The organism is Paenibacillus cellulositrophicus (assembly GCF_009363095.1).
GTDB classification, from domain to species: Bacteria; Bacillota; Bacilli; order Paenibacillales; family Paenibacillaceae; genus Paenibacillus_AQ; species Paenibacillus_AQ favisporus.
In genome coordinates this window covers 532,679-554,929 of sequence record NZ_CP045296.1, presented here as the reverse complement: position 1 = coordinate 554,929, position 22,251 = coordinate 532,679, and the positions used below count along the sequence as shown (strand labels likewise).

At 50.1% G+C, this 22,251-nt stretch carries 27 protein-coding genes; 5 read left to right on the top strand and 22 right to left on the bottom strand.

What is annotated here, in order from left to right; genetic code table 11:
- Window positions 1–7: 7 nt before the first annotated feature.
- The gene (locus GCU45_RS32200) at window positions 8–919 is read right to left on the bottom strand and encodes a LysR family transcriptional regulator (RefSeq protein ID WP_152404137.1); all 912 of its coding nucleotides are present in this window, start codon (window positions 917–919) and stop codon (window positions 8–10) included.
- 214 nt (window positions 920–1,133) lie between these two features.
- Between GCU45_RS32200 and GCU45_RS32195 the strand changes: the two genes are divergently transcribed.
- The gene (locus GCU45_RS32195; protein WP_152404134.1) at window positions 1,134–1,601 is read left to right on the top strand and encodes a DinB family protein; all 468 of its coding nucleotides are present in this window, start codon (window positions 1,134–1,136) and stop codon (window positions 1,599–1,601) included.
- Window positions 1,602–1,750: 149 nt separating this feature from the next.
- Here the strand turns inward: GCU45_RS32195 and GCU45_RS32190 are convergent, their stop codons facing one another.
- From GCU45_RS32190 to GCU45_RS32175, 4 genes are all read right to left on the bottom strand, one after another.
- Entirely contained in the window at window positions 1,751–2,362 is a 612-nt protein-coding gene (locus GCU45_RS32190; RefSeq protein WP_341874567.1) for an NAD(P)H-dependent oxidoreductase, read from the bottom strand.
- 146 nt (window positions 2,363–2,508) lie between these two features.
- Window positions 2,509–2,820, bottom strand: a complete 312-nt coding sequence (locus GCU45_RS32185) for an ArsR/SmtB family transcription factor (RefSeq protein WP_152404130.1) — start codon at window positions 2,818–2,820, stop codon at window positions 2,509–2,511.
- A 114-nt stretch (window positions 2,821–2,934) separates the two neighbouring features.
- Window positions 2,935–3,471: a GNAT family N-acetyltransferase gene (locus tag GCU45_RS32180; RefSeq protein ID WP_152404127.1), complete on the bottom strand. Its 537-nt coding sequence runs from the start codon at window positions 3,469–3,471 to the stop codon at window positions 2,935–2,937.
- Between the two features lie 14 nt (window positions 3,472–3,485).
- Window positions 3,486–4,418, bottom strand: a complete 933-nt coding sequence (locus GCU45_RS32175) for an AraC family transcriptional regulator (protein ID WP_152404125.1) — start codon at window positions 4,416–4,418, stop codon at window positions 3,486–3,488.
- Window positions 4,419–4,635: 217 nt separating this feature from the next.
- Between GCU45_RS32175 and GCU45_RS32170 the strand changes: the two genes are divergently transcribed.
- Together GCU45_RS32170 and GCU45_RS32165 are read left to right on the top strand one after the other, a co-directional pair.
- Window positions 4,636–4,890 (top strand): Atu4866 domain-containing protein, encoded by a 255-nt coding sequence (locus GCU45_RS32170; RefSeq protein WP_152404123.1) that lies wholly within the window; start codon window positions 4,636–4,638, stop codon window positions 4,888–4,890.
- Window positions 4,891–4,969: 79 nt separating this feature from the next.
- Window positions 4,970–5,707, top strand: coding sequence for an SDR family oxidoreductase (locus GCU45_RS32165; RefSeq protein ID WP_152404121.1), 738 nt, complete (start codon window positions 4,970–4,972; stop codon window positions 5,705–5,707).
- 88 nt (window positions 5,708–5,795) lie between these two features.
- On the opposite strand, the gene GCU45_RS32160 is transcribed toward GCU45_RS32165, so the two are convergent.
- Together GCU45_RS32160 and GCU45_RS32155 are read right to left on the bottom strand one after the other, a co-directional pair.
- Complete coding sequence (locus GCU45_RS32160; protein WP_152404119.1) at window positions 5,796–5,990, bottom strand: GNAT family N-acetyltransferase; 195 nt, start codon at window positions 5,988–5,990, stop codon at window positions 5,796–5,798.
- A 128-nt stretch (window positions 5,991–6,118) separates the two neighbouring features.
- The gene (locus GCU45_RS32155; RefSeq protein WP_152404118.1) at window positions 6,119–6,676 is read right to left on the bottom strand and encodes a GNAT family N-acetyltransferase; all 558 of its coding nucleotides are present in this window, start codon (window positions 6,674–6,676) and stop codon (window positions 6,119–6,121) included.
- Between the two features lie 339 nt (window positions 6,677–7,015).
- On the opposite strand from GCU45_RS32155, the gene GCU45_RS32150 reads away from it, so the two are divergent.
- Window positions 7,016–7,906: a class I SAM-dependent methyltransferase gene (locus GCU45_RS32150; RefSeq protein ID WP_152404116.1), complete on the top strand. Its 891-nt coding sequence runs from the start codon at window positions 7,016–7,018 to the stop codon at window positions 7,904–7,906.
- Between the two features lie 33 nt (window positions 7,907–7,939).
- Window positions 7,940–8,248, top strand: a complete 309-nt coding sequence (gene trxA, locus GCU45_RS32145; RefSeq protein WP_152404114.1) for a thioredoxin — start codon at window positions 7,940–7,942, stop codon at window positions 8,246–8,248.
- 121 nt (window positions 8,249–8,369) lie between these two features.
- Here trxA and GCU45_RS32140 read toward each other — a convergent pair whose 3' ends face one another.
- The 15 genes from GCU45_RS32140 to GCU45_RS32065 all read right to left on the bottom strand — a co-directional run bounded on the left by GCU45_RS32140 (window position 8,370) and on the right by GCU45_RS32065 (window position 22,168).
- Window positions 8,370–8,726, bottom strand: a complete 357-nt coding sequence (locus GCU45_RS32140; protein ID WP_152404112.1) for a hypothetical protein — start codon at window positions 8,724–8,726, stop codon at window positions 8,370–8,372.
- A 69-nt stretch (window positions 8,727–8,795) separates the two neighbouring features.
- The gene (locus tag GCU45_RS32135) at window positions 8,796–9,782 is read right to left on the bottom strand and encodes a phosphotransferase enzyme family protein (RefSeq protein WP_167527304.1); all 987 of its coding nucleotides are present in this window, start codon (window positions 9,780–9,782) and stop codon (window positions 8,796–8,798) included.
- A 61-nt stretch (window positions 9,783–9,843) separates the two neighbouring features.
- Window positions 9,844–10,446, bottom strand: coding sequence for a class I SAM-dependent methyltransferase (locus GCU45_RS32130; RefSeq protein ID WP_152404108.1), 603 nt, complete (start codon window positions 10,444–10,446; stop codon window positions 9,844–9,846).
- A gap of 228 nt (window positions 10,447–10,674) precedes the next feature.
- Window positions 10,675–11,232: a hypothetical protein gene (locus tag GCU45_RS32120; RefSeq protein WP_152404106.1), complete on the bottom strand. Its 558-nt coding sequence runs from the start codon at window positions 11,230–11,232 to the stop codon at window positions 10,675–10,677.
- Between the two features lie 5 nt (window positions 11,233–11,237).
- Window positions 11,238–12,389, bottom strand: a complete 1,152-nt coding sequence (gene wecB, locus GCU45_RS32115) for a non-hydrolyzing UDP-N-acetylglucosamine 2-epimerase (protein WP_152404104.1) — start codon at window positions 12,387–12,389, stop codon at window positions 11,238–11,240.
- A 181-nt stretch (window positions 12,390–12,570) separates the two neighbouring features.
- Window positions 12,571–13,197 (bottom strand): hypothetical protein, encoded by a 627-nt coding sequence (locus GCU45_RS32110; protein WP_152404102.1) that lies wholly within the window; start codon window positions 13,195–13,197, stop codon window positions 12,571–12,573.
- A 99-nt stretch (window positions 13,198–13,296) separates the two neighbouring features.
- A complete protein-coding gene (locus GCU45_RS32105) occupies window positions 13,297–14,355 on the bottom strand; it encodes an ATP synthase beta subunit C-terminal domain-containing protein (protein ID WP_152404100.1) in 1,059 nt (352 codons plus the stop codon).
- 256 nt (window positions 14,356–14,611) lie between these two features.
- The gene (locus GCU45_RS32100) at window positions 14,612–14,962 is read right to left on the bottom strand and encodes a 4Fe-4S dicluster domain-containing protein (RefSeq protein WP_152404098.1); all 351 of its coding nucleotides are present in this window, start codon (window positions 14,960–14,962) and stop codon (window positions 14,612–14,614) included.
- The gene (locus GCU45_RS32095) at window positions 14,959–16,569 is read right to left on the bottom strand and encodes an FAD-dependent oxidoreductase (RefSeq protein ID WP_152404096.1); all 1,611 of its coding nucleotides are present in this window, start codon (window positions 16,567–16,569) and stop codon (window positions 14,959–14,961) included. The genes GCU45_RS32100 and GCU45_RS32095 overlap by 4 nt, the downstream gene beginning before the upstream one ends.
- 32 nt (window positions 16,570–16,601) lie before the next feature.
- Complete coding sequence (locus GCU45_RS32090; protein WP_152404094.1) at window positions 16,602–17,624, bottom strand: ABC transporter substrate-binding protein; 1,023 nt, start codon at window positions 17,622–17,624, stop codon at window positions 16,602–16,604.
- A gap of 27 nt (window positions 17,625–17,651) precedes the next feature.
- Window positions 17,652–17,984, bottom strand: a complete 333-nt coding sequence (locus GCU45_RS32085; protein WP_076166160.1) for a 4Fe-4S dicluster domain-containing protein — start codon at window positions 17,982–17,984, stop codon at window positions 17,652–17,654.
- Window positions 17,981–19,582 (bottom strand): FAD-dependent oxidoreductase, encoded by a 1,602-nt coding sequence (locus GCU45_RS32080; protein ID WP_152404093.1) that lies wholly within the window; start codon window positions 19,580–19,582, stop codon window positions 17,981–17,983. The genes GCU45_RS32085 and GCU45_RS32080 overlap by 4 nt, the downstream gene beginning before the upstream one ends.
- A 32-nt stretch (window positions 19,583–19,614) precedes the next feature.
- The gene (locus GCU45_RS32075) at window positions 19,615–20,532 is read right to left on the bottom strand and encodes an ABC transporter permease (RefSeq protein ID WP_152404091.1); all 918 of its coding nucleotides are present in this window, start codon (window positions 20,530–20,532) and stop codon (window positions 19,615–19,617) included.
- A gap of 12 nt (window positions 20,533–20,544) precedes the next feature.
- Window positions 20,545–21,354, bottom strand: a complete 810-nt coding sequence (locus tag GCU45_RS32070; RefSeq protein ID WP_152404090.1) for an ABC transporter permease — start codon at window positions 21,352–21,354, stop codon at window positions 20,545–20,547.
- Window positions 21,355–21,391: 37 nt separating this feature from the next.
- Window positions 21,392–22,168 (bottom strand): ABC transporter ATP-binding protein, encoded by a 777-nt coding sequence (locus GCU45_RS32065; protein ID WP_152404088.1) that lies wholly within the window; start codon window positions 22,166–22,168, stop codon window positions 21,392–21,394.
- Between the last annotated feature and the right edge of the window lie 83 nt (window positions 22,169–22,251).

Sequence of the window (22,251 nt, the reverse complement as noted above, 5' to 3'; positions counted from 1 at the left end):
GACCCTTTTAACCAAGCGAACGGTTTGCGCTTTCAATTACACGCTCTATGTAAGCTTGTAATGCCTCAATGAATATGCGGCCTGCCTTCCCCAAATATTTATCCGTCCGGTAAATGATGCAGATCTCCTGGCTCGGCGTTGGATGCAGAAGCGTGACTGCAGTGATTTGTTCCCGGCCAAGGTTGTCGAGCAGCAACCGGGGAAGAATGCATGCTCCAATTCCCTGCTCTACCATAGAGAGAAGCGTCGAAAGCGTCGAGGTCACCATCGCGTGATGCAGCTCCATCCCTTTTTCCTGGCAGCAGGATCGAATTAGCTTCGTGATCTGGTGATCGGGGCCGAATGTGACCATATCCAGCTCCTTCAGCTGTTCAAAGGGGATGGCTTTTAATCGAGCAGCAGGATGGTCCGATCGGACGGCAAGCGCAAACTCCTCATGAAACAGCGGGATAATGGCCATACGGTCGTCGGGCCGCTCAGGCATCGTCGTGACGCCCAAGTCTCTGTTCCCGGCCAAAACCTCTTCATATACGTTCGTCGTTTCGCTGACCGAAATGGACAGTTTGGGGTAAGCTCGGTGAAAATCAAGCAGCAGCGCGTCAAACAGCAGGTCCCCATCCCCTGGCAAAATGCCGATGTCCAGCTTGCCGCCCTCCATTTTTTTCAGATCCGAGATGGCCCCTTGAATGTAATCCACCCTTTCAAAGATCAGCTGGCTCTGTTCGAGCAGGATCCGGCCGGCATCGGTTAAAGCAATCTTTTTGCCGATCCGGTCAAACAGAGGCATCCCCAGCTCTTTTTCCAGAAACTTGATTTGCTGGCTCAAATTCGACTGTGTCGTGCAGAGATTTTCGGCGGCCCGAGAGAAATGCATTTCTTTACATATCGCGGCAAAGTATTCAAGCTGTCGAAGTTCCATGGACGTCTCCTTCCCATTGGTTCGTATGCTGCCATGTTAAGTTCTATATCCAGTATAACGGAGGACGGAAGAATTTCCCATACGATGAAAGATCCATTAGTGAAAACGATTCATACCATCGGAATTACGTGATTGTTGCTTATGGTCTGGACCGGTAAACTTGGTAACAAGAACGAAATAAACCACCCCACAAACCACTAAGGAGGAATTACAAATGAGTACACAATCTATCGTGAATACGGGCAAGGTGCTGCATCAACTGGTGATCGGTCAAGTTCAGGGCATACCGGAATCGCTCTTCGATATTACGCCAGCAGGTTTTCGAAATACGATCCGCTGGAACGTCGGGCATATCGTATTTTGGCTCGATCGTTATCAGCAGCTGTGCTTCGGTTCAGCGTCGACTATTCCGGCATCCTACGAAACGTTGTTCAACAGCGGTACAAAGCCGGCCGACTGGACGATTACTCCGCCATCCCAAGAAGAATTGGTGCAGCAGCTTGCCAATCAGCTGTCCCAGATTTCGGAGATTACGCCGGATATGCTTCAGCAGGATCTGAAGTCCCCGTTCGTGTTGGGACCCTTTGAATTCACGACCGCTGCCGAGTTGTTCAACTTCGCCTTGATGCACGAAGCTATCCACCTGGGAACGATTACGAGCCAGCAAAAAGCGGTACAATAGCCGGCTTCCTTGTAAAACGGATTGCATTCGAGCGAAAATGTGCCTCATAGCGGAAGTTCTACCAGCTAAACGAAAGAAGCCCCTTCACAGCAGCGCTTGGCTCCTTGAAGGGGCTTTAACTTATGCGTGAGAACTAATCTTTTACCGTGTTAAGCACTTGTTGTGCCTGATAAGACTTTCTCGCCTTCTACATAGTCCGCGTATTCTGCGGCATACTTCTCCAGCTGCTCATCGCTGACTTCGCGGATTCGGCCAATAACAAACGGCGACCGATAGATCATCCCGGTCAGGTTTGCCGTCTGTTGGAACGGACGGAGCAGCTCGCCATAAGAGTAATTGTGAAAGCCGCCGGCTTGGTACATGCTCGGAGAACCTCCGGAAGAGATGGCGATGATTAGCTCTTTTCCATTCAGCTTGACCCCGCCTGGTCCATGGGCCCATCCAAACTCGAACACTTCATCCATCCATTTCTTCAGCAGTGAAGGCGAGCTGTACCAGAAAAAAGGAAATTGAAGCACGATTCGGTCGTGCGCCAGAAGCAGCGCCTGCTCGCTTGCAATATCGATCTTTTCGTCCGGATAGGCTTCATACAGCCGATGTACGGTCACATTGCCCCGCCGCTCCAGCTCTTCCGCCAGTCGCCTGTTGATCCGGGAATGCTCCAGATCGGGATGAGCAACAATCACAAGCGTGGCGGTCCTCGAGGATCGGTTAGTTTGGCTGGAATGCGTATCGTTGGTCAAGATGGAAGGGTTGGTCAATGAAAACATCTCCTTATCATTTAATCACAATTCGAGATATGTCGATGTATTGGATAAAAATAAAATTTTATATTTACATATCTCGAATTATCGATTTGTTATGTATATAAAAACTGAATTCATTGAATTGAATCCAGTCTCTATCATTACAGGTCTTTCTGGATGTACGAGGCGATGGCCTGAATCGCTTCTTCATCCCTTTTGTAATAGGTCCACTTACCAATTCGGGTTGCATGGATCAGACCTGCCCGCTGCAGCACGGACAAATACTGGGATGTGGTCGATTGAGTCATGTTCAGCTTGGCTGTAATTTGGCTTACGCAGACCCCAACTTCGATCAGTTCCACCCCTCCCTGGGGGCCAAAATGGGCTTGAGGATCTTTCAACCACTCTAAAATTTGCAAACGCGCTTCATTGGACAATGCTTTAAACACTTCAGTGGGTTCAAGTGGTTTCATGAGTTTTATTATATCGATAATTCCCGATATGTCAACATGACGATAAAAGTATTGTTAAACCCTTACGATCTGCAAGCCAACAACTTGTTATTTTGATTACACTTATATCTCATGTCACTGTATTTCATCAGACTCGTCTGTATCAGAATTAAAGACAAAGACCGGACCATGCCACTGCTCGTTTTGAAGAAATTCTTCGCAATAACGATCGTGTTGATTATACTCTGAAATCACATGTTTCCAAAAAGCATATGCCGGCTTGTTGCCAACCGTTTGCCTGATCTCCCATGTCCCTTTGAACTCCTCGAGTAGGGTATAGGCAGCTTTTTTACCTACCCCTCTCCGCCTGTATTTTCTCATGATAAAAAAATCGCTGATTAAATTTGTTTTCTCAGCCTTGCTTAATTTCATATACTCCTGCGGTACATCCAGACTGACCAGAACAAATCCTGCGATTTCCCCGTCCACAGAGACCATGAAGGGCCTCCGATATTCATCTGTCCATTGATGATCCATGTATTTGTATAAGTATTGACCGTGCCTGTTCAGCACATGCCCATCAAACTCACTGCTGTCGTAGCGGTATAGCTGTATGAGATTGTACAGCAGTGTCTTATCTTCATAAGGAATAAGGCACAACTTAAAATCCATAAATTCATTTCCTTTCATTTGATTTTTGCCGAAATCGTCATTTCGTCAACCATCGTGCTCCGCAATCGGCGTAGGTCCCGGACCGGCGGCATCCCAAACATCCGCGCATATTCCCTGCTAAAATGCGACGGACTCTCGTATCCGACCTGAAACGCAGCTTCCGCCGCATCGATCGATTCGGAGAAGAGCAGCCTGCGCGCCTCTTGCAAACGGATCTGCTTTTGGTACTGGATCGGACTCATCCCTGTGACTTCCTTGAAATAATCGTACAAAGACGAAGTGCTCATACGGGCCTCCGCAGCCAATTCTTCTACGCGAAGAGGAAGGGCAAAATCGCGGTTAATCTTCTCAACCACCCCCGCGATTCGCTGTGCGTGGCTTCCGATCACGGCAAATTGCATCAGAGATGCGCTGTGCTCGTTCTGAAGCACCCGGTAAATAATTTCCCGCATGGCATAAGGCGCAAGCACCGGAATATCGCGCGGTGTTTCGACCAGTTTCACAAGCCGCAGCACGGCATCCAGAAGCGTATCGTTGAGCTGGCTTACCTTCAACCCCCGGCTGGTCTCATTCCCAGCTCGGATGGCATCATCGGATGCTTGAATCACATCAAGAATTTGGTTCATATCAAAAAGGATCTGCAAGCTTAAATACGGCGTTTCATTCGATGCCTCCATCACTTGCCCTGTGATCGGTAATTGGACTGAAGCGGTTAAATAGCTGCTCGGGTCGTACTGATACACCTCTTGTCCCAGCATGACCACCTTGGAACCCTGCGCCACAACGCAAAGGGAAGGTTCATAGACAGAATATACCGGTTCGGATAACCGGGAAGAGCGAATGAAGCGCAAACCGGGAACTTCTGTCTCATGCGTACCGTCCTCCGGTGTGAACTTCTCGATGATCCGGAGCAGTTCATTTCTTTGTTTCTCGAACCATTCATCCATCCTCTTCTTCCCCCTTTGATCTATATGATTAGCTTAACTTTATCCGCTTCTGGAGGATTAGGCAATCATCTTGTATGATCCGGCTACCGTCCCTCTTCCCGAAGGAACGATAATGAACATGTAAGAAATGCGAAACATGGTCCGGATCACATAACTGTAGAAAACGATGACAAGGCAGGATTCAATCCGGCTTTCGCAAAGGAAAGGAGAATATTCAATGACTGCACAAAACGAACAATCCCATCCGTATGTCGGCATGTGGGTAACAAAAGACGGTCACATCCGGCATGAGCTGCTGCCGAACGGGCGGTATGACGAAGCGCGCGGTAATCGGAAGAGCGCTTATCAAGGCAGGTACACCATTGTAGGCGACCATATCGAATATGTGGATGATACAGGGTTTACAGCGGACGGCGACTTCCGCGATTCGGTGCTCTACCACGCCGGCATGATTCTCTATCGTGAAAATTAGCGGGGAGATGCCCCTTTTTCATCACAAGAGTTCGAATCGAGCAACTTAGCATAAATCAAATCCAAAGGAGAAATGTTCAATGTCCCAAATCAATGGAAAAGTCGTTGTGATTACAGGTGCAAGCAGCGGGATCGGCGAAGCTACAGCGAAGCTTCTCGCCAGCCGGGGCGCCCATGTCGTCATGGGAGCCAGACGCGTAGAAAAACTGGAAGCACTGGCTTCCCTCATTGAGGCAGAAGGAGGGTCCGCCTTATATCAACAGCTGGATGTGACGAATATCGAGCAAATGCAGTCCATCATCCGCTTGGCGCAGAGCCGATTCGGACGGGTCGATGTCATCGTGAACAATGCCGGCGTGATGCCGCTATCACCGTTGGAAGCTTTGAAAATCGACGAATGGAACCGGATGATCGACGTCAATATCCGCGGGGTTCTGCACGGTATTGCCGCCGGTCTACCCGTGATGAAGGAGCAGCAATCCGGCCATATGATTAACGTGGCTTCCATCGGGGCTTATTCGGTCACGCCGACGGCGGCGGTATACTGTGCAACCAAATACGCCGTTCGCGCCATCACGGAAGGTTTGCGGCAGGAAATTGATGCAGACATTCGGGTAACGCTCGTTTCTCCCGGCGTAACGGAATCCGAGCTCGCTGAGAGCATTACGGATGACGGGGCAAGGGAATTTATGAAAACGTACCGGCGTAACGCTCTTCCTGCTTCCGCTATTGCCCGAGCCATCGCCTATGCGATCGAGCAGCCGGCGGACGTCGATGTGAACGAGCTGGTGGTTCGCCCCACAGCCCGGCTTGGATGATACGATGAATAAATAAATTAACCATCCGAAGGACGAATCAGGCAGCCGGTCGACAAAACGATCCGGCTGCCTGATTGTTTTTAAGCGGTTAGAAGTCCCGTTCATACCGTACTTCCTCCGATACCTCTCTAAACCCCACGGCTTGATACAAGGATAAAGCCGATGAATTGACCGTTTCAACCTGCAGTACGGCACACTCACATCCGATTTTTTTGAGGTAGGTCAGCGCCTGGTGCAGCAAATGCTTGGCAATGCCCTGTTGGCGGACTTCAATCAGTGTCATTCACGAACCTCACTTTTTAATGATCTGTAACACTTCTCCAACAGGTTGATTTTACCATTTTACGTTTCAGTTGTTTGGTAACATTCGTTTATATTCGTTTTGGTGGTTACCAATGATCAGATAGCCAATTAGGACATGGCTTGCTGGTCTAACCACTCCTGTTGCGTAAGACCGTAAATGACTCTGTCTAAATATTGGTCATGTAAACGTTCGTAATTCCGGATAATCCCTTCCTGCGTGAAGCCCAATCGTTCCGGAATCGCTCGGCTCCTGATATTGCCTGCAGCTGCGCCGATCTCGACTTTACGAAGCCGCAGATCATAGAATGCATGAGCGACAAACGTTCTGCATGCAGAAGTCATTAAACCTTTCCCCTCAAATGATGAGCCTAGCCAGTAGCCTATTTCTGTTCGACCCGCTTCCCAATCGATACCTAGAAAACCTATAGACCCTGCAATCTGTTCCTTATACCATATCCCAGCCCAGTACCCATCGTTATTGGCGAATCTTTTTAATGACCTGCTTATAAAGGCTCTTGTGTCCTCGACTTTATATGTAAGATCAGGAAACTGCAGCCACTGCCGTATAGATTCACGACTGCTGTCAATTAAATGATAAAGCTCGTTAGCATGCCTGTCTTCCAGAATCGAAATGTATGTATCATCATTAACTATAGCCTTGTACATCGAATGACTCCTCCTTTGTCAAACATTAACGTTCTTTAATTAAGATCTTAGTCTCTCGTATCAAAATTATGAAGGGATATGAACAGCTATACAATGAATTTTTCTGAAGAAGGCATTGCAAATCCCTGGAGTATACACTATTATGGATATTAAAGATCTATAATATTGTTGAACAGAAAGGAGGATCTCTCTTGAACCATCCATCTTCTCTATAAGTACTTTGGTGTGGGTTTACGATGTTTTCGGTCAAGCAAGAGCCTTTATGTTTTAAACATACAGACAAATTTATTTTTTTGTTCCAATTATGGATATAACAGATCTATGGAGGTTTAAAAGATCATGAGCGATTTTTTTAATGAAGCCCGCTGGGAAAAAGCGTGGAGAGAAGATCCCGACACCTATATAAACAGGTCCAAACAGGCCGGCATCGACCCTTCTCGAGACTTTGATCATAAAGCCAAGGCTTTCCATGAGCAGTCATTTAGCCCGGAGGGAAGAAAACGAACCAATCGGATCCTGAACTGGATTGAGGGACAAGGGGTATCATTTAAGAATGCCTCTGTGCTGGACATCGGCGCCGCTTCGGGCGTATTTTCGGTGCCGTTTGCAGAGCGGGGAGCCCGTGTGACGGCCGTCGAGTCCTCTCCACCACAAGTTGAATTGCTGCGAGAAAACATAGCCAAGTTTGACGAAGGCCAATTAAAGATTATGTCCGTACCGTTTGAGGAAATCGACGTTCAAGCCAATGGCTTGAGCCAGGCTTTCGATCTCGTCTTCGTTTCGATGTGTCCGGTCATTCGCGACTGGGAGAGCGTAGAGAAAGTGCTCCAATGTGCCCGAAAATTCTGTTATATCAGTCTGCCTGTTTCGTCCGCAGAACATAGTCTGGTCAACGAAATCTGGCCGCTCGTCACCGGCGAACCTTACAAGTCCAAACCAGCGGAAATGGGATATTTGCTCCATTTGCTGTATCTCAAAGGCTATGCCTATGAGTCCCTGGTCACCCGGGAAACGAAAACGGTGGAGATGTCGAAGGAAGAAGCGCTGCAGGAGATGATGAGCTGGCTTCGCAGACATGGTCTTCCAGTCGATGAGCGCAACCAAACAATCGTTGCAGACTATCTGGACCAAGCATATCCGTCTGGACAAGTAACCTTCCAACAGGGCGGGCGTTTTGGCAAGGTACTGATTCGACTGCAGGATCAGAACATGTACACCAGAGAGATTTGAGTCGGGAAATCTATTATTGAAAGGAAGATAACGATGGCGATCCAACATGCAACAGACGCAACGTTTAAAAATATGATGCAGACAGAAGGCGTAACGGTTGTGAATTTTTGGGCATCATGGTGCGGTCCTTGTAAAATATTTGCTCCCATTCTGGAGGATTTCGAAAGGGAAACAAGCGGTTCGGTTAACGTGATTAAAGTGAATGTAGATGATAACCCGGTGACCTCTTCCCAATTTCAGATTATGAGCATACCGACCACCCTTATATTCAAAGATGGCAAGCTCGTATTCCAGGAATCGGGGATTCTGCCGAAACAGATCTTGAAGGAACTCACGTCCTAAGCATGAATCAAAGTAGCAAAACAAAGCCGGAATTCCTTCAGCGGGAATCTCCGGCTTTTGCTTATCGTTTAATCTTGTACCTGAAGGTAACCGATCTATCGCTGATCCTGAATCCAAAGGTTTACTGCAAATGAATACCCGTGACCTTCCAGTCGCCTTTACGGACATACACGTCAACTTTTCTGTCGTCTAGAGTTGTGACATAATAATATTGATAATCACGATTCATCCCTTGGATATCGGATGTTCTTTTGCATTGAATCGTCGGACTCAGGCGTGCCAAAAACTGATAAGTCTGTTCATTTTGCGAAAGGGACTTGATTTGGTCAACAGCGTGGTTAGCAATGATCGTGTTCAATTGCTTTTCAAGAGATACTCGGCCTCTGGTTTGGGGATTGTTGTACATGATCACAATAAAGAACAACAACAGAGCGATCCCGGTACACGCTGCAGCAAAGATGCTATTCTTCCGATTCATGCGTATTCCCCTTTCCATGCAGTGAAGGTCATTCAGGAGCCCGGCCCTGACGCTTTGAAATTGGTAACGCTACATTTCAATCTCACAGCCGTCAAAGGAGCGGCCATCCGCGATGATTTTCACCGCCTCTGTTATTGCATTCTTCTGAAAATCATTCAGTTTACTTTCATCTCCATCCCAATCCTGCAGCCACCAGAAGAAGGAACATATATTTCGGTAATCCATAAACAAAGGAATCCGCTGAATCCAATGAGAGTCCAACGGATGATGCTTGAAGTACCCCGCAATAAAATCATCCAAAAATCTCCGGGCAAATTCATTTTTTGACTTCCGGTCTTCTCCAGGGGACCCCCACCAAACCGCATGTGCTGCCGCAATGGCAATGTCCAGCGCATACCAGCCATAAATGCAGTCGTCAAAATCAAATACGGTAATCGTATCTCCGTCGATCATGAAATTGTAGGGATGAAAATCATGGTGGATCAGCCCATAAGCATTGTCCTCCCGAGGGAGCGAATCGATTTGTTCTTCAAGGCTTTGTAATTTTTCGAGAAGCACCCGGTACTTCCCATGCTGCAAATTCGGATTGCTGAACTCGCTCTTGCTCCAATGATCTCTTTGGCTGTCCTTCACCGTAGGTTTATAGGACTTCGAATGCTTGTGCATCTTCCCCATGGTTTCTCCCCATGCGTGAAAGATGTCTGTCCCCCATAAGTGAAGGTTGCCTTTCTCGAAGAATTTTCCCGGTGCCATGCGAAAAACAGCGGCAATAAAACATTGCCCGTCTTCTTCATACAAGGCGGTTAGCTGTTGATCCTTCGTTAAGATCGGCAAAGAGGCGTTTACGCCATGGTGTACCAAATCGTGAACCCATTCCAATTCGGTGTGTATCTTTTCAGCGTAGGCGAGAGGCTTAACCGATATCCGCAGGAAATAAATTTCATTGTTTTTCGAAAACCGGTAAACCTCATTCGTTGAATGGCTAACAAACTCCAGCGTATTCACATCAAAGTCAAACGATGCGGCCGCTTTGGACAAAATATCCGCTGTGACCATTTGAAACCTCCGTATCTTCATGTTTGCGAACCGAGTTACTGCCCGCCTTGGATTTCATTTTTTATTTCTGTAACAGGAGCCCCTGAAAATAGGGATCACCCTCTTTTAAAGGAACGTTTTGAAAGCTGATTTCCTTAAAATATTGCCCCGTTAGCGCCCGGATGGAACGATCCGAATAAGAAGCGAAAAAACGTTTTGGCTCACACCAGTCGTTTTCCCAAACCCCCTCGGAGTCTGTACCTCCATATAATCCCATATAAAATAATCCATCAGGCTTCATCACTCGTTTGATTTCCGACAGCACGCCGCCTATTTCGTTTTTAGGCACATGCAGCAGACAGTTTAAGGCGTAGACAGCATCAAACGAATCGTCCTCAAATGTTAGATGATAGAAATCCATCACATACGCCTGCAGCCCTCTTTCTCTACAGTAACGCACCATTTCACTGGATAAATCAATGCTGGTTACCTTTAGACCATGATCTTTAAAGTAAAGGCTGTCTATCCCTGTTCCGGCACCGATTTCTAGAAGTTTCCTTTTACCTGAATCCTGCAGGTGGTTAAGAAACTTGTCCCTCTCGATCACCTTCCAATCCGCCGGATGCGCGTTTGCTCTTCGGTGTGAATCGATATCATACGACTTCGCCAGATTTGTTTTATCCATTTCTTTATCCCGCCTTATTCACGATTTAAACCCTGAAGCTCATCCAATACAAATCGACCGTTCTCCCGGACTAAGACGTCATCAAACCAAAGCTGGCCGCCACCCCATTCCCCGCACTGATTCAGCACGATATCCCAGTGGATGGAGGACAGATTGGCATGTTCGCATTGGTTTGGGGCACTTCCGATGGCCAGATGGATACTTCCCCATATCTTATCGTCAAACACTTTACTTTCTTACGCGTATCATTTGGCGCTCTTTCCACTCAAAATTGTCCTCCAATTGGAAAGTGGACAAATCAATTACAAGATCATCCTGGTTAGGTAAGTCACTAAACCTTTCACACCCATATGCGGTGCATGAGTACAGCTCCAGCTCTTCACCAATCTCTAAATGACGTCCCATATACTGGAACAGCTCGGTTATGCATTTTCTTCTGCATTGGTAGTATTCAGACGAAGACAGCTTCTTCTCGTCATTCATTTCGAAAGATCCTCCATCAGGGTCTACCTGATAAATGTATGGCTGCCGGAACGGGCACGACGCATCTACTGATTTCATAGGACCCGCTACATACAAGCCGGCTGCGTCCAATTCCGTTTCGAAGATATCCATCAGCTGATCCCCCTCCGGGTCCTTTTCCAGCAGCGCTTGCATAACAATCTGATCTTTCGCGGATGGGTTCACTTTTTCAATGTAATCCCGAATGGTCATTACCGTTTTGTTCTTACCGAATGAGCCGGTAGGAAGCTCACGGCTTGAAGCAATATAGTAGTATTGAGTCATTAGGCTTACTCCTCGAATTCATCTGGCAGGTCGTCGGTTAATCCGAAATGATGGGCAATAATATGTACGATTCTTTTGGAGGCGAGCCCGTCACCAAATGGGTTTCTCGCATTTGCCATCTGATGATAAAGATCCGGGTCCGTTAATAGTTTATTGGCTATGTTAAAAATAGAATCCTCTTGGGTTCCGGACAGGTAAACGGCATTCGCCGCAACAGCCTCTGGCCGTTCTGTAGTATCTCGCATAAGGATCAAAGGTTTATTAAAAACGGGTGTTTCTTCTTGAAGTCCGCCTGAATCACTTAATACAAGATGAGAACGGGATAACAGATTGATCATATCAGGGTATTCAATGGGATCAAGCAAGTGGATCCGATCATGACCGGACAACATCGTAAATGCGGTATCCTGGACATATGGACTCAAATGAACCGGATAAACGATATGAACATCTGGATGTTCATCAGCCACACGTCGGATGGCCCTGAACATTTGCTGCATAGGTTCTCCATAATTTTCACGGCGGTGAGCCGTTACAGTAATCAATCTTCCTTGAAGTTGGACAAGATCGTTTAATTGTTCATTATGAAATTTATAATCAGCTTTGTTGGTTAGAATTGCTGCATCGACGGCAGTTTGACCGGTAATAAAAATATGTTCGGAATCATAACCCTCTCTATTCAAATTGTTCTTGCTAACAGATGTCGGCGCAAATAGTAAATCTGTAATAACATCGACAATTCTGCGATTTACTTCTTCGGGCCAAGGCGAATATTTTTGATGAGAACGTAAGCCTGCTTCGACATGCCCAACCGGGATTTTATGAAAAAATGCTGTCAAGCTTCCGCACATCGCAGTCTGCGTATCTCCATGAACCAGTATCATGTCAGGCTTATCCTCATTAATGATGTTGTCGAGTCCAACAATCGCAGCCGAAGTTAAGTAAGCCAGTGATTGATTCTCTTTCATCAAAGCCAAGTCGACATCGGGTTGAATATTAAAATGTGAAAGAGCTTGGGATAATTGTTCTCGGTGCTGGCCGGTAACAACCACCTTCGTCTCAAACCATTCATGATGATGGCGCAATTCTTGAATTACCGGGCACATTTTCGTCGCTTCGGGTCGAGTGCCGAATATAACCATTATTTTTTTCTTCATTGTCGATTCTCTCCTTTGGAAAATCCTCTTCTCTGCCACGATTTTATACCGTTTCCATAATATTACTTCGTTGCGAAGCACCACATCTCCTTTTGTTCAGGAATGACTCCCTTTATAACCCAAACAGGCCACCGTTGTTCGGCAGCCTGTAGCTTGTTTCACCTGGTATGTATTATTATGCTTATTCGTCCAACGCCTTCAAAATTTGATTCGCATAATCATCCCACGCCGCTTCGTCGGTGTTGATTTCCATTGCAGGAATGAGCGATTGTTTCATACATGTGTGCAGCCTTTCCTGATCCTCAACAAACTTACGGCAAGCTTCGTCTGCAGACGGATGATTCGCCATGACATAGGACCGCCAGGCTTCACCTCGGCTTTCAACAAATCGGGTCGGAACAGCTTCCGGAGACAAGGTCAAAAAAACGCATTTTGCATTGAGACGCAGCAATCGCTGTTCCAAAGCCTCAATTTCTGATTGATCTGCGAATGCCGCACGATGATTAAGATGAAATCTCTCCAATATGAAAAAAATTCCGTTAGACGGTTTCGTTTGACCCAGAGATTCAATCCAACCGTGCAGCTGTTCAAGATAAGCGATATGCTGATTCAACAGCTGGATATGTTCATTTTGATCCAAGGACCTCAGTACGCCGTGATCGGAATGCAGGATTTGCGAATAATGTTCACTTAGCGCGATCATCGTTCGCTCGGCATGCGAACTTAAACTATGTACTCTTTTTAATGCAGATAATACGGATGTTTTCCCAGTTGTGGATAAACCTTCGAGTATGACGCCGCGAATCAAGCCGTTCACCTCTTTCGATAACCATTCGATACGGTTCGTAAGAGCCGGTCAGCTGGACCGGCCCTATGCAACCGTTTACCAGATCTCAATCATCCCGCTTCAGCTGGTGACTTCCAGCCGCCCTTTAAAAAACAATTCGGAAGGCTCGGTTGTATCCATTTCGCCGTCCAAGATCCGCTTCACATCAGCCAGTGTATCATAAAGCGTCAACCATTCACCCGGTTTCTTGGTATAGGGCTCGGATACGTAGAAAGGCTGTGCAAGATAAGCTTCGAGCCTTTCACCCCGTTGGTACAGCTGCAAATCACTATCGGAAATCTTTTCTGTGCCCAGTACGGTCACCAGCGATCTCAGCTCTCTGTAACGGCGGAGCAGTTTCCGTGCCGCTTGCTGGGTGGTCAGATGAACGGCATCCAGATGTGCTCCCTCTAGAACGGTCGAGGTCGACCCGATCGGATCGATTGCCGGATAAATGCCCCTGCTGATTAGATCGGTGTCAAATCTCCAAAGGGTATCCAAAGGTCCATACGCATTATCGTCGTCAGCCGCTTCACACTTAATATCTACGAGGGCGATCGTGATGGGCCGGGCTCCCACCTCTTTAAGACGATCTCGCAAGGATAATAACTCGCCGGATAAAACTTTGCTCCGATCAACGCCGAGGAGGATATCTTTTTCCCCGCGCAGCTGCACGATTTGCTGATAAACGTCTTCTTTGGCCGAATGGGAAAACTCGGATTGCTCCTGAACCAGCTCGACGCCCGAAATATCCGATTGCGGGTCCCAAAACACGGTTGCGAATCCCCGTTTCTTCATGCGAAGCATCAGCTCTGCGAGCATAACGAGCTGCCCCATGTTCGGCCGTGCCACAAATCCAACCGTTCCCCCGCGAACTACCGGGGCGAGCAAATCCAACGCTTTTACACCTGTCTCGATCATACGAACACCACTCCCTCTAATTATGAGTTCATCAAGACTGCATCCCGCCAAAGAAGCAAGAGCCACCAACGTCCTTACTTCAGCGCGGCCGACGGGGATTTTACCTGTACATAGATTGGAAACCGTTGCCGCTCTTAGACCAGCCTCCCGTGCCGCCGTCGTTAGATTGGGTACGCGTCGGCGCAGCAGCGGAACGTTAAGCTGTAACTCCTCATCCATTTTTTAGCACCTCCTTACTTTGTATAGTAATTTATTTTACTCTATAGCGCAATAGATAATTAGGAGAAATTTGTGATTGTGTGTTACCTTGCACCAAAGAAATATTTAAAGGCTCAACATTTGAGGGAAAACTGAGGACTTTTAAAAACAAATTTGTAACTCACCCATCCGCCGGCAGCCGATCCGCACGCCAAAAAAGCCACCCTTGTTTGAAATCAGGGTGGCTTTACACATCCATATGCTTCAGTACGTTACATTAGCTTTCCTTTGGCCGATGGGTTTTCGTAAATTGCTCAAAAAACGGCGTAGTATCCCGGGCGGCCATCGTCGTTTGACTGCCTGTCGTCCATCCGATTTCTGCCCTCCAGCTGCCGAGCATTCCTTGGTGCAACAACGCCTCCTCGCTAACCTCCACGGATCGGTCCGCATAAGGCGCAACATACAAAGCATCAACGGGACAATACGCTTCGCACATAAAGCATGTCTGGCAGTCTTCCTGCCTGGCGATCACAAGCTGTCCATCCTGCATATCAAACACGTTGGTTGGACAGACCTTTACGCAAATGGAACAACCGATGCACCGCTCCTGGCTGACCAGCTCGATCATAAGACCATCCCCTCCTCCGGCGTGAGTTCGGACGCATGAGGGACCTTTTCCGCCCGGATGTGGATTCGGTCGACCCCCGACACCACGAGACGGTGGGTCTGGCGGGGATCCAGCTGGGGGTATTCCGCAAAGGCATGCAGCCCGCGGCTCTCTTTGCGCGCAAGGGCGGCCGAGTACATCCATCTCGCCGTAGCCACCATGCCTGCTGCTTCCCGGGCACGCACACGATGACGGTGATCGTCAGATACACTGTCATGCAAAAAAGGAACAAGCCCGTGCAAACGGTCGAGAGACGCCCTGATGACCGGTTCGCTACGGAAAAAGTTAATCGACAAGGGAAACACCTCGCGCTGAACGGCCGAGATGATTTCCGGGACGTCCATCAGCCGGTCGGCGTCGGAGTGCTGCACCAAGCCGTATCGTCCTGCCGGCGTCAGATCCCGCTTACAGGCATCCCCGGATTGGGATAATGCATACTCCGCAGCACCTTCACCCGCCCAGTTTCCGCTGCATATCGCCCAGGAAGCGTTATACGCTCCTCCGCCTGAAATGGCGCCTGTTACTTTCTCTCGCGAGGCGGCATCGCCCGCTGCGTATAAACCCGGAACGCTCGTGCGGCAGTCGTTCCCGGTGAGCCGCAGCCCGCCCGTCCCGCGCATCGTCCCTTCGTACCGGAGCGTGAGCGGAAACTTATCCCGGAACGGATCGATGCCTGCGCGCTCGAGCGGCATAAAGAAGATCGGATGCGCGTGACGAAGAAACCGCCGCTTCTCCTCTGTGTCGGCCAAATTGATCGAGGCGTACACCGGTCCTTTCAGGAGATGCTGCTGCAGACTGCCGAAGGCGCGGTCTCCCCGGCCGATCACGCGTCCTTCTTGATCATATAGCGTAGACCAAGCCAGCATTCTCCCCCGGGTCACACTGCCAAAGGCGGCGCTTGGCGCATATTGGCGGCTGAATTCCATCCCGGAAAGCTCGGCTCCCGTTTCGGCGGCCATTAGCAGTCCCTCGCCGGTAAGTACGTTGCAGCCCAATCCATTGCTCAGAAACGCGCAGCCGCCGGTAGCCAGAACGACCGCATTGGAGCGCACTTCCCATTCTTGGCCCGTCAGCCGATTCACGCCTCTTGCTCCCCCGATGCCATTCGCATCGTGCAGCAGCTCCAGCGCAGGGGATTGATCCAATATGCGCACACCGGCCTGTCGGACCGCCCGGCGCATCAGCTTCATATATTCGGGGCCGTGCAAATGCGTGCGGAGCGGCTTCCCGTTATGATCTTTCGGAAAGGGATATCCCCATTCTCCGACTTTTTCCAAATAGGTCTCCACCTCATCCAGAACCCGGTGAATCCAGGCATTCTCCGACAGATAGCCGCCTGCCTTGAGCCTGCTCTGCACGGCATCTTCCCGCAGCTCGGCAACCGGAGGAATCACCAGCAGGGTTGTTCCTCCAGGTGCCGTCGCACCGCTGCTGCCCAAGAAGCCTTTATCCGCAAGCACAACCCTTGCTCCCTTGGACGCGGCTTTCCACGCCGCCCAAGCGCCAGCTGGCCCGCCACCAAGAACCAGTACATCCGTGGTTAATTGAATATCCATTTTGGGTGCCATCCGCTGCAATCCCCCTATCGTCCTGTACGTGGTTATTTCAGCACCCAGTCGTTCATATCAAAATCTTTTTTCGCGAGCTTTTCTTCAACCAGAAAGTCTTTCGTTCCTTCAATCAGCTTTAAGCCGTCATCGGTAAACGGCGTATCCTTGATCTCGCTGATCGGACTAATCTTCTTGATAATATCCGGAGTCGTTCCCTGCGCATCCGCGACAAATTGGTAGTATTCGTCTTCGTGCTGCTTTAAGTCATCCAGCGCCTTTTTGCGCGCTTCGTTCCATATTTTCGGAAAGTCGGGGAATTTGGCCAGAAAAGCGTCCGACACGACGGTAGCACTCGTACCGATCAGATCGGGATGTTTGGTGGCATCGTCAAGCAGCGGATAACCTTCGTCAATCTGCTTTATCGCCTGCACGCCATTGTTGGTCAACGCGTCGACATCCCCCCTTGCCAAAGCTGCCTGCGCATCGGGAATCAGCATGTGAACCAGCTTATAATCCTTCACACCCTCCTGCTTGAGCAGGCCAACGACATAGCGGTGCATAAAAGATCCCTTTTGAATGGCAATCGTTTTGCCTTCCAAATCTTTGATGGACTTAGCTCCGCCTTTTTTGGCAAACAAGTACCCGATGGAATAAGTCGATGGCTGGGAAATCAAACGTGTTTTCGCACCGGAGGCGTAAGCGATGATCGCCGGTGTATCGCCAAGGCTGCCCGCGTCCAGCCGGCCGCTGACTAATGATTCCGTTTGGTCGGGTCCGTTGGGAAAGCCGGTCAGGTTCACCTGCGTAATCCCGTGCTTCTTCAGTTCCTCCTGAATAATCCCTTTATGGAATCCCCAGCCTTCAGCTCCGCTTGACGGCACATTTAATTTATTGATCCCGATGTAGCCATAATTGAGCACCGTCGGCTTATCCGCGGCAGCTTCGGCAGCATCCCCGGTGCGCTTGGACAGCGAGCAGCCCTGAACCACGATGACGGCAAACAGACCTGCAAGGATGACAGCTGACTTCCAAAAGCGGCCGCGTTTGGTGTTTTTATGATGCGTTGTCTTCATGATTGGCTCCCCCACTTCAGTCGATAATTAAAATCCGCTCCGCTTCGACAGCTGATACATATATTCGTGACTGGCGACAGGCTTGCGGCCTTTCCCCCAGCCAACCTTCTCCCGGTATCCTCCCATTAGGCCTTGTTCTGACAGCTCGCTTTCCGTGACACCGATGACCGACTCGGATTCCGGGGCGACATACAAGGCGTCTACAGGGCAGTACAGCTCGCACATAAAACAGGTCTGGCAATCGCTTTGCCGGGCGATCACGGGAATCCCGTCAGCAACGCGATCGAATACGTTGGTAGGACATACGGACACGCATTGATTGCAGGCAATGCATTTGCTTTCACTGATAACTTCAATCAATGGACGACGACCTCCTTACGGACTTGTTCCGGACGAACCCACAATTGGTCCAATCCGCCTGTGATCAGGCGGTAGTGCTGATTGTCGTCCATCCCGGCAAAATCGCTCCGCTTATGCATGCCCCTGGATTCCGTCCGGGCCAAGGCGGATGTGTACATCCAACGGGCCGTTGCCGTCATCGCGGCCGCTTCCCTAGCTTTGACGCCATCCACCGTGTGCTCAATAGCCTGTTCCCGCTGCTCGTTCCATAAGCCGTTCAGCCTGTTCAAAGACTGGGTCATCACCTCGCCGGTCCGGAACAGGTTGCGGTCATAAGGTTTGACCTCATCCTGAACGGCCTGCACCCATTCCGCTGCCCGGCTTGGTTTAACGCTGCCTTTGCCTTCCTCCACGATGGGCTGGGTAGACTTTCGCTCTAAATTGCGGCTTCCATCATGAGCACCCAGCTTCTTGACGTAGGCCGCCGCACCTTCTCCGGCGAAGGAGCCGGAGGACATAGCCCAAGCTGCATTGTGGCTCCCTCCTCCGGTAAACCCGCCGCAAATCAGCTCCCGGGTGGCAGCGTCTCCTGCAGCATAGAGCCCTGGCACATCGGTTGCGCAGAACTCATCCGCAAGCCGGATGCCTCCGGTCCCACGGACCGTCCCTTCCAGGCGAAGCGTAACCGGGAACGGGTCCGTAAACGGATCGATGCCGCGGCGGTCGAACGGCAAGAAGAAGTTGGTCTGGCCCACCCGGAGCAGCGGCTTCAAATGCTCTGGCGCCTGATCGAGGACGGCGTAGACCTGCCGGCCCTCCATAAGATTACGAGCAATCACGGAACGCCCCCGCTTGGAACCGGCTCCTTCAACAATCGTGCCGTCTTCATAATAGAAGCTGGCATAGCTGTAATAAGCCGTCTTCGTCACGGACGAGAATGTCGGGCAAATCGCGTAAGCGTTGGAAAATTCCATGCCGGAAAGATTTGCCCCGGCCTCAGCGGCCATTAGATATCCGTCGCCTGTGAGGACGTTGCAGCCGAGCGCTTTGCTGAGAAAGGCGCAGCCGCCTGTGGCGATCACAACCGCTCCGGCCTCCACCGTCCACGGGATACCCGTCTGCGTATTGACTCCTGCAGCACCTCCCACGCCATGCTCGTCGGCCAGCAGCTCCAGCGCCGGGCTGTGGTCCAGAATCGTCACGCCCGCCTTCCTGACCACCTTGCGCATGAGGCGCATATATTCAGGCCCCTGCAGGCTGCGCCGGTGCTGATTGCCCTCGTCATCCAGCGGGAACGGGTACCCCCAGCCTGCCAACTGGTTCATATTGGCATAAGTGCGGTCAAGCACCCGGTTCATCCAGCGGTGTTCCGCCAGTCTTCCGCCCATGTCATAGCGGCTGGCTTTGGCTTCTTCCCTCAGCCGTTCATCCGGCTTCACATACCACACTCCTGTGCCTGAAGGCGCCGTTGCCCCGCTGGATCCGCAATATCCTTTATCGGCCAGCACCACTCTGGCTCCCTTGGCGGCTGCCGTTACGGCGGCCCAAGTACCCGCCGGTCCCCCGCCGATCACCAATACGTCCGTTTTCAAATGCTGCGCCTGTTCCTGAATTGCCATTTGCCACGCCTCCTATTTTTTCGGAATTGGATTTAACCACGATAGGAATCACGCCAATGAAGCCACCTGCGCTCCAGCAGGCGAACCAGCGAATCGATCAGCTTGCCTACAATCGCGAAGATCAGAATACCGACAAAAATAACCGGGGTATCCGAGTTTTGCTTGGCTTCATTGATCATAAAACCGATCCCGGCCGTAGAACCTACGAGTTCCGCAACGACAAGGCTGATCCACGATACAGCCAGCGACAATCTGACGCCAAGCAGGATGCTCGGCAGTGCCCCAGGAACAATCAGCCGCGTGAAGCGTTGATACGGCTTGAATTCGAGCACCCTGCCCACTTCGAACCATTTACCGTCCACTTGGCGAATCCCAGCGTATGTATTGATATACATGGGAAAAAAAGAACCGGAAATGATGATGGCTATCTTGGAGGTTTCGCCAAAGCCAAACCACAATATGATCAAGGGCGCGATGGCCAAATGTGGAACCAGCCGCAGCACCTGGATGCTGGGATCGAGCAAATACTCCGCCTTGCGGAACATACCGGTAAAACATCCGAACACCAGTCCAAGCAGCCCTCCGATCGCAAATCCGAGGAGCGTACGCTGTAAACTCACTCCAATCTGGTAGGCAAGATCACCCGAGGCAATGAGATGAATCAACGATTTCAGAATGACCCACGGCGTAGGCATAAATTCGGGCGATATCCAGCCTGCGCCGCCTGCCCATTGCCATAACACCACCACCACAACCGGTATAATAGATGCCCACAACAGATCGGCCCACCATCTCTTGGAGCTCCTCGGCTGCCTGTTCGTTTGTACGATATCCGCTGTAACCTTAACTGCAGCCTCCCCAGCCGCGGGATTTGAATGTGGAGGCGAATGGATATCACGATCTTGTTTAACCGTTGTTTGCGGTATCGGCATTTCGCTTTGCAGGCTCATTTGAATACCTCCTTACCTGTTATAGCTTTCCTTCCACCTTAACAACCTGCGTTCCGCCAGCCGAACGATATAATCCGTAATGAGTCCCGCGGCCGCAAACACGATAATGCCTACGAAAACGACCGGTGTATCGGCAAACTGGCGGGCATCGGACATCATATAACCGACCCCGGAAGTCGAAGCAATCAATTCGGCTACCACCAGACCCAGCCACGATAACCCGATCGATAACCGGATCCCCAGGAGAATGTTAGGAAGCGCCGCCGGGATCACCAGCCTTCTGATCTGCTGGATACGACTGTACCCGAGCACACGGGTCACTTCGAACCATTTGTTATCCACATTACGGATACCGAGATAAGTATTGATATAGAGTGGGAAGAAGGCCCCTTTGGCGATCAACAGAATTTTGGATTCCTCGCCAATTCCGAACCAAAGAATAAACAGCGGCACGACAGCAAGGCTCGGTATCATGCGGATCATTTGAAGCGTAGGATCAAGCATCTTTTCGACTTTCGCAAACAGACCGACCAGCATTCCGAACAAGAGTCCCAAGCTCCCCCCGAGCGCAAATCCTGCAAGCGCCCGCACGGCGCTGATCCGGAAATGGTCCCATAAATCACCGGACTGGGCGAGGCCGACAAAGGCTTTCAGAATGACGAGAGGTGTCGGAAACAGCAAATCGGATATATACCCCAGCTGTCCGAAGATCTGCCACAAAACAAGGACGGCTCCCGGCAGAATCAGTCCCAGCCCGAGAAGCTTCCACCTTCCGAAGCCTGCTCTTAGGGAGGGTCCTGCTGCTGAAATTTCGTGACTCATACAATCACCTGCCTTTCTGACATGAGTACAACAATTTTTATATACCGGCCCCATCCGTAAGCTCTAACTCATCCAGGGAATCCAGCAGCTTAAGTACGCGGAGCCGAAGCTCTTGAAAGGATGACGTCGTTTTCTTCCGGGGATAGGGAAGATCAATCGGCACGATGTTTTTGATTTGACCTGGCCGCGGCTTGAGAATGACGACCCGGTTGGCCAGAAATACGGCTTCATCAATGTCATGGGTGACAAAAATCATCGTCGTCTGATTTCTGCGCCAAATATCCAGCAGCACATCCTGCATATGCGCTCTGGTGAAGGCGTCCAGTGCACCAAACGGTTCATCCAGCAGCAGCACCCGGGGATTGCGCAGCAGCGCCCTTGCGATCGCCACCCGTTGGGCCATCCCTCCGGACAGCTCCTTGGGATAGGCTTTTTCGAAGCCCCCAAGTTTGACCAGTTCGATGAGTTCATCGACCTTGCGCCGAACCTCGGGATCACGCAGTGACAAATCCGCAGCAATATTTTTCTCCACCGTCAGCCAAGGAAATAGACGATGCTCCTGAAAAATAAATCCTTTGTCGATTCCCGGTCCCGTAATGTTCTGGCCGGCTAGTGTGATGGTGCCGGAATACTGTCCGTCCAGCCCGGCGATGATGCGCAGCAGCGTGCTTTTCCCGCAGCCGCTCGGACCGATGACCGTAATGAACTCTCCTTCCCGGATGTTCAAATCCACTTTGTGCAGTGCTTCAACACGTCCTTTGGCTGTATCAAAGCTTTTACTCAGCGCCGTGATGTTTAGCAAAGTCTCCGCCATATGCTCTGCCTCCCTTTAGAAATCAAATGATGCCGACAAGCCAAAATAATATTTTCCTACCCGTTTACTTGGATATATGACAG